Consider the following 10,258-nt stretch of genomic DNA (forward strand, 5'->3'; position numbering starts at 1 on the left):
TCGACGAGGTTGTTTGCGTTGCCGCTTGCCCTGTCGATGGAGGCGCATTATAGGGATCTGGATCACGCTTGCAAGGGTGTTTTCGAATTAAATTCGCATTTTTGGTTCAACCGTTCACTAATCACCCAAAAAGCGCATTTATCCTGCAATAACACACCCGTTTGGCGAGCTCGCTATCCTCTAGATGGCGTAGCGGTGGTAGCAGATCAAGGTTGTGGCGTTTTGGTCTCTCTACATCTATATGCATGGTGATCGAGGTCACGCCTTCGGGTAACATAGCGCCCCTTTGCGATTCACACACTCTTGGGCTTTGGAGAGTTTAATGCCTTTTGCACTTGGCCAGCGTTGGATTAGTGATACAGAGACGGATCTGGGGTTGGGGACTGTCGTTGCTGTTGAAGGACGCATGGTTACCCTGTTGTTTCCGGCTACCGGTGAAAACCGCATGTATGCCAAAGAAGAGGCGCCGGTCACCCGGGTCAGCTTCAATGTGGGCGATCAGATCACCAGTCACGAAGACTGGACCATGACGGTCGACGAAGTGCAGGAGAAAGACGGCCTGCTTATATATGTAGGTGTGCGCACCGACAATAATGAGCCCGTTGCCCTCAAGGAAGTGTTTCTCAACAACTTTATCAAGTTCAACAAGCCGCAGGATCGCCTGTTCGCCGGTCAGATTGACCGGATGTCCCGCTTTACCTTGCGCTACGAGGCGCTGGTCAACCAGCACCGGCGTCGTCGCAACCCGACTCGCGGTCTGGCCGGTGGCCGGGTCAGCCTGATCCCGCACCAGCTCTATATTGCCCATGAAGTGGGTCACCGCTACGCTCCGCGCGTACTGCTGGCCGATGAGGTGGGTCTGGGCAAAACCATCGAAGCGGGCATGATCATTCATCAGCAGCTGCTCTCCGGCCGCGCCCATCGCGTGCTCATTCTGCTGCCCGAAACGCTCCAGCATCAGTGGTTGGTCGAGATGCTGCGCCGCTTCAACCTGCACTTCTCCCTGTTTGACGAGGAGCGCTGCATCGAGGCATTTGCCGATGCGGAGAACCCCTTCGAGACCGAACAGCTGGTGATCTGCAGCCTCGACTTCCTGCGCAAGAAGCGTCGTCGCTTCGAGCAGGTGCTGGAAGCCGAGTGGGATCTGCTGGTTGTCGACGAAGCGCACCATCTGGAGTGGAGCGAAGAGGCGCCGAGCCGTGCCTATGAAATGGTGGAAGCGCTGGCCGAACAGGTGCCGGGCGTACTGCTGCTGACCGCGACTCCGGATCAGCTGGGCCACCAGAGCCACTTTGCCCGTCTGCGCCTGCTCGATCCCGAGCGTTTCTACGACTACGAGGCCTTCCTCGCCGAGGAGCAGGCCTATGGTCAGGTCGCGAGCGCCGCGCAAGAGCTGTTGGATGGCGAGACCCTGAGTGATGAAGCCAGACAGATCCTCGCCAGCCAGCTGGAAGGGTTGGACTTGAGCGATGCCGCCGCCCGCCAGCAGGCGGTCGCCAAGCTGCTGGACCAGCATGGCACCGGCCGGGTACTGTTCCGCAACAGCCGCGCCAATATTCAGGGCTTCCCCGAGCGTCACCTCAACGTCTACCCCATGCCGCTGCCGGAGCAGTACAAGACTGCCATCAAGGTGATGGGCATGATGGGTGGCAACGGTGGCGATCTGCAGACCCGTGCCCTGCGCTACCTCTATCCCGAGAAGATCTTCCAGCAGTTCGAAGGTGACAACGCCACCTGGACCCAGTTCGACCCGCGCGTCGAATGGTTGCTGGAGCTGCTACTCTCAGCCCGCCAGCAGAAGGTGCTGGTGATCTGCTCCGAAGCGGCGACCGCTATCGCGCTGGAAGAGGCGCTGCGCACCCGTGAAGGGATCCGTGGTGCCGTGTTCCACGAAGGGATGTCGATCCTCGAGCGGGACAAGGCCTCCGCCTATTTCGCTCAGCAAGAGGGTGGCGCCCAGGTGCTGCTCTGCTCCGAGATCGGCTCAGAAGGGCGCAACTTCCAGTTTGCCAGCCATCTGGTGCTGTTCGATCTGCCCCTCAACCCGGATCTGCTGGAACAGCGGATCGGCCGACTGGATCGTATCGGTCAGCAGAATACCGTCGAGATCCACGTTCCCTATCTGGAAGGGACTGCCCAGCGCGCCCTGCAGCTCTGGTATCACGATGGTCTGGACGCGTTCGAACAGACCTGCCCGACGGCTCGCCCGGTATTCGAAGCTGTACGTGAAGAGCTGTTCGAGCTGCTGGCCGCCAACACCGGCGATCAGGCAGCCCTCGACGCCCTGCTGGTCAAGACCCGCGAACTGCACGAGCCGCTCAAGGCCCGGCTGGAACAGGGTCGCGATCGCCTGCTGGAGATCCACTCCAGCGGTGGCGCCGCAGCCCAGCAGCTGGTCGACAAGCTGGCCGCCGAAGATGACGACACCGGCATGATCTCCTTCGCTCTCAAGATGTTCGACGAGATCGGCGTCAATCAGGATGACCGAGGCGAGAACGCGCTGGTGCTGACCCCGGGAGATCACATGCTGGTCTCCAGCTTCCCGGGCCTGCCGCAAGATGGCATGACCATCACCTTCGATCGCAACACAGCTCTGTCGCGGGATGACATGGCGCTGCTTTCCTGGGATCACCCCATGATGCGCGGCGGTATCGACCTGATCCTGGGCTCCGAGATCGGTGCCACCTCGGTCGCACTGCTCAAGAACAAGGCGCTGCCCATCGGCTCCATCCTGCTTGAGCTGATCTTTGTCGCCGAGTCTGCAGCCCATCCCCAGCTCTATCGCTTCATGCCGCCAACGCCGATCCGTCTGCTGATGGACAAGAACGGCCAGAATCTGGGTGAGAAGGTGGCGTTCGATGCCTTCAACCGTCAGCTGACTCCGGTCAACCGCCACCTCGGCAGCAAGCTCGTGACTGCATCCCAGCCGGTGATCCACGGTCTGATTGGCAAGGGCCAGGCCATTGCCGAAGAGCTGAAAGCCGGGATTGTCGACAAGGCCCGCGCCCAGATGGCGCAGACCCTGCAGCAGGATCTGGATCGTCTGGAGGCGCTCAAGGCAGTCAACCCGAACGTGCGCGACAGCGAACTGGATTATCTGCGCAATCTGCAGGCAGAATTGCACCACCTGATCGATCAGACCCAACTCAAGCTGGATGCCATCCGCTTTATCGTGGTCACCCATAACTGACAAGGTACCGACCGACAGCGGCCAAACCCAGCTCAAACTGGATACCCAAGGCCGCTTTGTCGTGGTTACCCATAACTGATGGGGGCTTGCCCCCCACCTTCTGATGCGAGACATTTATGTTTGAATACTCACCGCCTCTGGAACCCTGGCTCGATATCCTGTTCAAGGACAAGGACATCATGGTGGTCAACAAGCCCACTGGCCTGCTAAGCGTCCCCGGGCGCGGCCCCGAGAATGAAGACAGCGTCCTGCATCGGGTGAAACAGCAGCACCCCAAGGCGGCGGCAGCTCATCGCCTCGACATGTCCACCACAGGCGTCATTGTCATTCCCCTCAACCCCAACTCTCATCGGGAGCTGAGTCGGCAATTTCGCGAGCGGGAGACCGAGAAGCACTACCTCGCCTGGGTGTGGGGCGAGCCGGAGGCAGAGTCGGGTCAGGTTGATCTGCCGCTCTGCGTCGACTGGCCCAACCGCCCGAAACAGAAGGTGGATCACGAGGAGGGGCGTCACGCTCTGACCCTGTGGCAGAAACTGAAAGTGGAGAACGGCAATAGCCTGATCAAGCTGACCCCCATCACAGGTCGCTCGCACCAGTTGCGCGTCCATATGCTGGAGCTGGGGCACCCGATCCTGGGTGACAACCTCTACGCCCATCCGGATGCGCTGGCGGCGGCGCCCCATCTCTACCTGCATGCGGCCATGCTGACCATCAGCCACCCCCGCAGTGGCGAGCGGATGACCTTCGAGGCGCCTGCTCCTTTCCCGGTCTGATCCCGCAAATCGCAGAGATAAAAAAGCCCCCATCGCGAGATGGGGGCTTTTTCATTAGGGTCAGACGCGAATATCGATCTTGCTTCCCAGAGAAGCGCTGGCCGATGTCGGTGCAACCGGCGCTGATTGCGCTGCGTTTTGCAGCAGCTTCAGCGCAGCTTCGCCCTCTTGGGTCTGCTGTTTCTTGGCCAGACTGGCCGTCATCAGAGCAGAACCAAACGACGCATTTGCAGAACTTGATATATCCATAGGGTTCCTCCTGCACTCAACAGTATCGACCAAGCGGCCCCGAACATAAGCACTGAATGCAAAACAATCTGAAAGTTGCTTTTCTATCAATCAGATAGCAATAGCATTCATGGTCCCTGTTCACCGCTGGATGACGCCTTCAAGCTCCTGTGCCGTCATCGCCCGAAGCACCTTGCAAGGGTTGCCAGCCGCCACCACGTTGGTGGGCACATCTTTGATCACCACCGAACCGGCGCCGATGACGCTGTTGTCACCAATGGTGACGCCTGGGCAGATAACAGTGCTGCCGCCGATCCAGACGTTGTGACCGATCCGCACCGGCTTGCCGAACTCGACTCCCCTGATGCGCGGCGCCACCGCCACCGGGTGAGCGGCGGTGTAGATCTGTACCCCGGGCGCCAGCAGCACGTTGTCGCCGATGTGTACCTCGCAGACGTCGAGGATGGTGCAATTGACGTTGGCGTAGAAGTTCTCGCCGACGAAGATGTTGGCACCATAGTCGCAGAAGAATGGCGGATTGATGGCACACTCCTGGCCGCGGCCACCGAGCAGCTCGTGCAGCAAAGCATCCCGCGCTGGTTTCTCCTGCCAGCTGGTGTTGAAGGTGTGATAGAGCCGGCGGCAGCGCTCGCGCGCAGCTTTGAGCTCAGGGTCAGCCGCATCATAAGGCTCCCCCGCCACCATCTTCTGCCACTCGGTACCGCGCACCACCTTCTCCATTACCTACTCCATCAGCCAGATCAGGGATTCATAAGGGCGCAGCATAGCCGATTGCGGTTGGGCCGGGCTATCCGGGTAGTTGCCAAGCAGCAGCCGACCTTGCCCGCTTTGCAGCTCGGCAGGCAAGGCAAACTCAACCGGCTCGCCGTAGAAGTTGCTCACCACCAGCAGGGTCTGACCGTTGGCACGGCGGGCATAGGCCCAGATCTGCGGGTGCCCGGTCAGCAGCTCCTGATAATCCCCCTGAGTGAAGATGGGGTACGCCTTGCGAAGGGCGATGAGATCCCTATAGTGCCAGAACATCGAGTTCTGGTCGGCCAGCGCCGCCTCGGCGTTGATCTCGGAATAGTTGGCGGCAGGCTTGAGCCAGGGCGTCCCGCTGGTGAAACCGGCATTGGGGGCGGCACTCCACTGCATCGGGGTGCGCGAGTTATCGCGGGACTTGGCACCGAGAATGGCGAGGATCTCGGCCTCGCTCATCCCTTCGGCCTGCTTGATGGCGAAGATGTTGCGGCTCTCCACATCCTGATAGTCATCGATGCGCTGATAACCGGGGTTGGTCATGCCTATCTCCTCCCCCTGATAGATGTAGGGGGTGCCTTGCAGGCCGTGCAGCGTGCTGGCCAGCATCTTGGCGGCCACTACCCGATGCTCACCCTCATCGCCGAAACGGGAGACAATGCGCGGCTGATCGTGGTTGCACCAGAACAGCGCCGACCACCCCTTGCCGTGCATACCGCTCTGCCAGTGATTGAAGATGCGCTTGAGTTCGAGGAAATCGAACGGCGCCTTGGTCCACTTGTCGCCGCCCGGGTAATCCACCTTGAGGTGGTGGAAGTTGAACACCATGGAGAGCTCGGAGCCATCGAGGGCGCCATAGCGCTGGCAGTGCTCCAGCGAAGTAGAGGACATCTCCCCCACCGTCATGGCGCCGACCGGGGCAAACACGTCGCGGCTCACATCCTGCAAAAATTCGTGGATGCGCGGCCCGTCGGTATAGAAGCGACGGCCATCGCCAATCTCGTCGTTCGGGAACGCCTGATCCTTGGAGATAAGGTTGATGACGTCGAGCCGGAAACCATCCACCCCCTTCTTCGCCCAGAAGTGGATGATGTTTTTGACCTCGGCGCGCACCGCCGGATTTTCCCAGTTGAGATCCGCCTGCTCGCGGGCAAACAGGTGCAGGTAGTACTGACCGGTAATCTCATCGAGCTCCCAGGCGCTGCCACCAAACTTGGATTGCCAGTTGTTGGGCACGCCGCCATCCACCGGATCGCGCCAGATGTAGTAGTCGCGGTAGGGGCTGTTTTTATCCCCCAGCGCCGACTTGAACCAGGCGTGCTCGGTGGAGGTGTGGTTCACCACGATATCCATCACGATGCGGATGTCGCGCGCGCGTGCGGCAGCCAGCAGCGCCTCGAAATCAGCCATGGTGCCGTAGGCGGGGTCGATGGCAAGGTAGTCGGCGATGTCGTAGCCGTTGTCCACCTGCGGCGAGACGTAGACCGGGGTCAGCCAGAGGGCATCGACACCGAGGGTCTTGAGATAGTCGAGGCGGGCCATGATCCCCTTGAGATCGCCGGTGCCACGGGCAGCGGAATCCTGAAAGCTCTTGGGATAGATCTGGTAAATCACGGCGCTCTGCCACCAGGGTGTTTGGCTCATGGGTCTTGCTCTTGTCTCGAATGAAAAAGGGAGAGGGCGACCCCTGCAGGTCGCCCTGATGCGTGGAATCAGGCGCTGGCCTGGGCCAGCTTGCCGGCCGCCTGCTGGCGCTTGTAAACCAGCAGGGTCAGCACCACCGGCACTACAATAGCCACCAGCATGGCAAGGGAGTAAACGGCCCAGTATTGCGGCTGGATGGAGAGGATGCCCGGCAGGCCCCCTACCCCGATGCCGTTGGCCATCACCCCGGCGAAACCGCAGATAAGGGCAGCAAGGCTCGAGCCCACCATGGCGCACAGCATGGGGAACTTGTACTTGAGGTTGATACCGTACATCGCCGGTTCGGTCACCCCGAGATAGGCGGAGATGGCGGCAGGCACCGAGATCTCCCGCTCGTTCTCCTTGCGGCTGATCAGAATGATGCCGACGACTGCAGAAGCCTGAGCGATGTTGGAGAGGGCGATCAGCGGCCAGATCGGGGTGCCACCCATGCTCTGCATCAGCTGCAGATCCACCGCGTTGGTGGTGTGGTGGATGCCGGTGATGACCAGCGGCGCGTAGAGGAAACCGAACAGGGCGGCACCGATGGGGGCAAACGAACCTGTCATGGCGGCCTTGGCAGCGAAGCCGACGCCCTCACCAATCCAGCGGCCGAACGGGCCGATAAAGGCGTGGGCCACAATCACCGCCAGCAGCAGCGAAACGAACGGCACGATCACCAGATAGAGATAGGCCGGAATGATGCGCTTGAGGTTGGTCTCTACCCAGGCCAGGAATACCCCCGCCAGCAGCGCCGGAATGACCTGCGCCTGATAACCCACCTTCTGGATCACGAACAGGCCGAAGTCCCACACCTCGGGAGTCTGCTGGCCGATACCGTAGGCGTTCATCAACTGCGGCGACACCAGCGTGATACCGAGCACGATACCGAGGATCTCGGAGCCGCCCATCTTCTTGACCGCAGACCAGCAAACACCGACCGGCAGGAAGTGGAAGATCGCCTCGCCCAGCAGCCAGAGGAAGGCATGCACCTGAGCCCAGAACTGGCTGATCTCGGTGAGGGTGTGAGTGCCATCGTCGAACATCTTGATGTCGCCGATGACGTTGCGAAAGCCCAGGATCAAACCGCCGGTGATGATGGCGGGCAGCAGCGGCACGAAGATCTCCGCCAGGTGGGAGATGCCCCGTTCCAGCGGATTCATATTCTGGCGCGCCGCCTGCTTGGCGGCCTCCTTGCTGCCGCCGCTGACGCCGATCTCTTCGGTCAGCGCCTTGTACCACTGCTCTACCTCGTTGCCGATGACCACCTGAAACTGACCACCCTGGGTGAAGCTGCCCTTCACCGCCGGGATGGTTTCGATGGCCTTGCTGTCGGCTTTGGCCGGATCGTTCAGGACGAAGCGCAGCCGGGTCAGGCAGTGGCTGACGGTGGCGATGTTCTCCTTGCCACCGATCTTGTCGATGAGCGTGGCCAGGTGTTGTGCGTTGATCTTGGACATGAGTCTTCCCTCTGTGACTCCATTGATATTGGTCTGCGTCGCCCTTTTGGGCCAGTCAGTGGGCCCGAGCGTTTTTGGTATCGTTCCCATTTAGCATGCCGACAATCTGGCCAGATCAAAATGGGAACGTTCCCATTTCGTGGCCGAGCTCACAAAAAGCACAGTTTTTGTGCAGGACTAGGTGATGGCAATCACAGAGGGTGGCTGGGGGCTATGGTCGCCAGCGGGGGCAGATCCTGCTCGATCTGGCCGAGCAGCTGACGAGCCGCCTGCTCGCCCGCCCCCTTGTAGCCGAGATCCAGGCTGAGGGCATTGGGGAAGAGAAAGCTGAGCATGGGGTTGTTGCCAAGGCCGGTCACCAGCACCTCGCTGCGCCCCTGCTCCTGCAGGTACTTCGCCGCGCCGATGGCAAGGGTGTCGCTGGCACAAACCAGGGCGCCGGTGGTCGGGGTGAGCAGCTCCCCCGCCAGCCGGTAGCCGCTCTGCAGGCTGAGATCGCCGAGGGCGCTGCGCGCCGCCAGCCCTTGCTCGGCACAGTAGCCGAGGTAGGCGTCGAGCCGGCGCTGGCCGGTGGTGAGGTCGCTGGTATCCACCCCCAGGTAGGCGATGTCGCGAATGCCGCGGGCTGCAAGCTGGTCCAGCATGGCGTGCACCGCACCGGCATCGTCAAAACAGACCGAGGAGAAGCCGGGGTGATCGCGCGCCACCAGCACCAGCTTATCCCTGAGCGGCGCCATGGCGGCATAGTCCAGATCGTTGAAGGCGAACAAGATGATGCCATCCACCCCGCGCCGCTCCAGCACCGCCAGATGCTCCTGCACCTTGGCGGGGGAGAACTTGCTCTCCATCAGCACGGCGTCGTAACCGCGCTGGTAGAGAGTCTCCAGCATGCCGCGCACCGCCTGATTCTCCGAGCTGGAGTCGAGCCGCGAGACGATGATCCCCACCACCTGCTGGCTCTGGCTGCGCATGGCCCGCGCCGACTTGCTCGGCACGAAGCCGTGCTCGGCGATGATCTGCTCTACCCGCTCGCGGGTCTCCTGCTTCACCTTGGGATCCTGATTAAGCACCCGGGAGACGGTCGACTTGCCGACGCCACTCAGTCTGGCGATATCGAGGATGGTCAGTTTCTTGTCCATGAATTGGCTCACAGGAGGCTAGGCGGTGGAATTGCCCACATTGTTGTGATTAACCCCTGTGAATACAAGCCCATGGCGTTAGAATGCCTTTTTTGCCCCGCCGTCAGGGTGTGTGGGCACAGCACAGGACGCCCATCATGGATCTGCTGGCCAGTCTGCTCTTCTCCCTCTCCATCACAGGCCCCATCTGCGTGGTGCTGCTGCTCGGCATCTTGCTCAAGCGGTTGGGGCTGCTGCCGGATCCCTTTACCGAATCCGCCTCGCGACTGGTGTTTCAGGTCACCCTGCCCGCTCTGCTCTTTCTCAGTATTCTGGGTACCAACTTCGCCACCATGCCGAGCCTCTGGTTTATCGGCTATGGCCTGCTCGCCACCGTTATCAGCTATCTGGTTCTGGAGCTGCTGGCCGGACGTTTTATCGGGGAGCAGCGGCTGCGCGGCATCTTCGTACAGGGGAGCTTTCGCGGCAACAGCGCCATTATCGGGCTCGCCTATGTGCAGAACGCCTACGGCCACGAGGGGTTGGGGGCGGCGGCCTTCTATGTCGGCGCGGTGACCGTGCTCTACAACATTCTCGCAGTGATCACCCTCACCCGCAGTCTCGGCGGCGCCACCGGTATCCGCCCCATTCTGCTCGGCATCATCAAGAATCCCCTGATCATCGCCATTGTGGCGGCGCTGCCCTTTACCCTGCTCGGTATCAAGATGCCGCAACTGCTGCTCACCACCGGCAGCTACTTCGCCAACATGACGTTGCCGCTGGCGCTGCTCTGCACCGGCGCCTCCCTCAGCCTGGATGCTCTGCGTGGTGGTGCAGCCATTGCGGGCTGGGCCAGCATCATGCGGCTCTGTCTCATTCCGGCTGCGTTCACTCTTGGGGCGGCCCTGCTCAGCTTCAGCCATCTGGAGCTGGGTATTCTGTTTCTCATCAGCGCCACCCCGACTGCCGCCGCCAGCTATGTGATGACCCGCGCCATGGGGGGCGACAGCGTGCTGGCCGCAAACATCATCGCCACCACCACCC

General features: G+C 61.2%; 9 protein-coding genes. 4 read left to right on the forward strand and 5 right to left on the reverse strand.

From position 1 onward, the window contains the following. The 3 genes from AACS18_RS02830 to rluA form a co-directional block, all read left to right on the forward strand. Positions 1-252: hypothetical protein (locus AACS18_RS02830; protein ID WP_219928001.1), on the forward strand; the 252-nt coding region annotated here is incomplete at its 5' end. Between the two features lie 70 nt (positions 253-322). Beyond that, the gene (gene rapA / locus AACS18_RS02835; protein ID WP_108613642.1) at positions 323-3,190 is read left to right on the forward strand and encodes an RNA polymerase-associated protein RapA; all 2,868 of its coding nucleotides are present in this window, start codon (positions 323-325) and stop codon (positions 3,188-3,190) included. Positions 3,191-3,306: 116 nt separating this feature from the next. Beyond that, on the forward strand, positions 3,307-3,963 hold the full coding sequence (rluA, locus tag AACS18_RS02840) for a bifunctional tRNA pseudouridine(32) synthase/23S rRNA pseudouridine(746) synthase RluA (protein WP_005343025.1): 657 nt from the start codon (positions 3,307-3,309) through the stop codon (positions 3,961-3,963). A 60-nt stretch (positions 3,964-4,023) separates the two neighbouring features. Here rluA and AACS18_RS02845 read toward each other — a convergent pair whose 3' ends face one another. The 5 genes from AACS18_RS02845 to treR all read right to left on the reverse strand — a co-directional run bounded on the left by AACS18_RS02845 (position 4,024) and on the right by treR (position 9,235). Then, on the reverse strand, positions 4,024-4,212 hold the full coding sequence (locus AACS18_RS02845; RefSeq protein WP_005336040.1) for a hypothetical protein: 189 nt from the start codon (positions 4,210-4,212) through the stop codon (positions 4,024-4,026). A 120-nt stretch (positions 4,213-4,332) separates the two neighbouring features. Beyond that, the gene (locus AACS18_RS02850) at positions 4,333-4,932 is read right to left on the reverse strand and encodes a sugar O-acetyltransferase (RefSeq protein WP_108613643.1); all 600 of its coding nucleotides are present in this window, start codon (positions 4,930-4,932) and stop codon (positions 4,333-4,335) included. Positions 4,933-4,935: 3 nt separating this feature from the next. Continuing rightward, a complete protein-coding gene (gene treC, locus AACS18_RS02855; protein ID WP_108613644.1) occupies positions 4,936-6,597 on the reverse strand; it encodes an alpha,alpha-phosphotrehalase in 1,662 nt (553 codons plus the stop codon). A gap of 68 nt (positions 6,598-6,665) precedes the next feature. Continuing rightward, the gene (treB, locus tag AACS18_RS02860; protein ID WP_175610321.1) at positions 6,666-8,096 is read right to left on the reverse strand and encodes a PTS trehalose transporter subunit IIBC; all 1,431 of its coding nucleotides are present in this window, start codon (positions 8,094-8,096) and stop codon (positions 6,666-6,668) included. 191 nt (positions 8,097-8,287) lie between these two features. Beyond that, complete coding sequence (treR, locus tag AACS18_RS02865) at positions 8,288-9,235, reverse strand: trehalose operon repressor TreR (protein ID WP_108613645.1); 948 nt, start codon at positions 9,233-9,235, stop codon at positions 8,288-8,290. 137 nt (positions 9,236-9,372) lie between these two features. Here treR and AACS18_RS02870 point away from each other — a divergent pair. Further along, on the forward strand, positions 9,373-10,258 hold an 886-nt coding region (locus AACS18_RS02870; protein WP_108613646.1), incomplete at its 3' end, for an AEC family transporter.

It is taken from the genome of Aeromonas sp. HMWF015, assembly GCF_963878965.1.
Lineage (GTDB): Bacteria > Pseudomonadota > Gammaproteobacteria > Enterobacterales > Aeromonadaceae > Aeromonas > Aeromonas veronii.

Bases quoted from the DNA above. Each gene is read 5' to 3' on its own strand.
- treB (WP_175610321.1), bottom strand. From the start codon at position 8,096: ATGTCCAAGATCAACGCACAACACCTGGCCACGCTCATCGACAAGATC.
- treR (WP_108613645.1), bottom strand. From the start codon at position 9,235: ATGGACAAGAAACTGACCATCCTCGATATCGCCAGACTGAGTGGCGTC.
- AACS18_RS02850 (WP_108613643.1), bottom strand. From the start codon at position 4,932: ATGGAGAAGGTGGTGCGCGGTACCGAGTGGCAGAAGATGGTGGCGGGG.
- rapA (WP_108613642.1), top strand. From the start codon at position 323: ATGCCTTTTGCACTTGGCCAGCGTTGGATTAGTGATACAGAGACGGAT.
- AACS18_RS02845 (WP_005336040.1), bottom strand. From the start codon at position 4,212: ATGGATATATCAAGTTCTGCAAATGCGTCGTTTGGTTCTGCTCTGATG.
- treC (WP_108613644.1), bottom strand. From the start codon at position 6,597: ATGAGCCAAACACCCTGGTGGCAGAGCGCCGTGATTTACCAGATCTAT.
- rluA (WP_005343025.1), top strand. From the start codon at position 3,307: ATGTTTGAATACTCACCGCCTCTGGAACCCTGGCTCGATATCCTGTTC.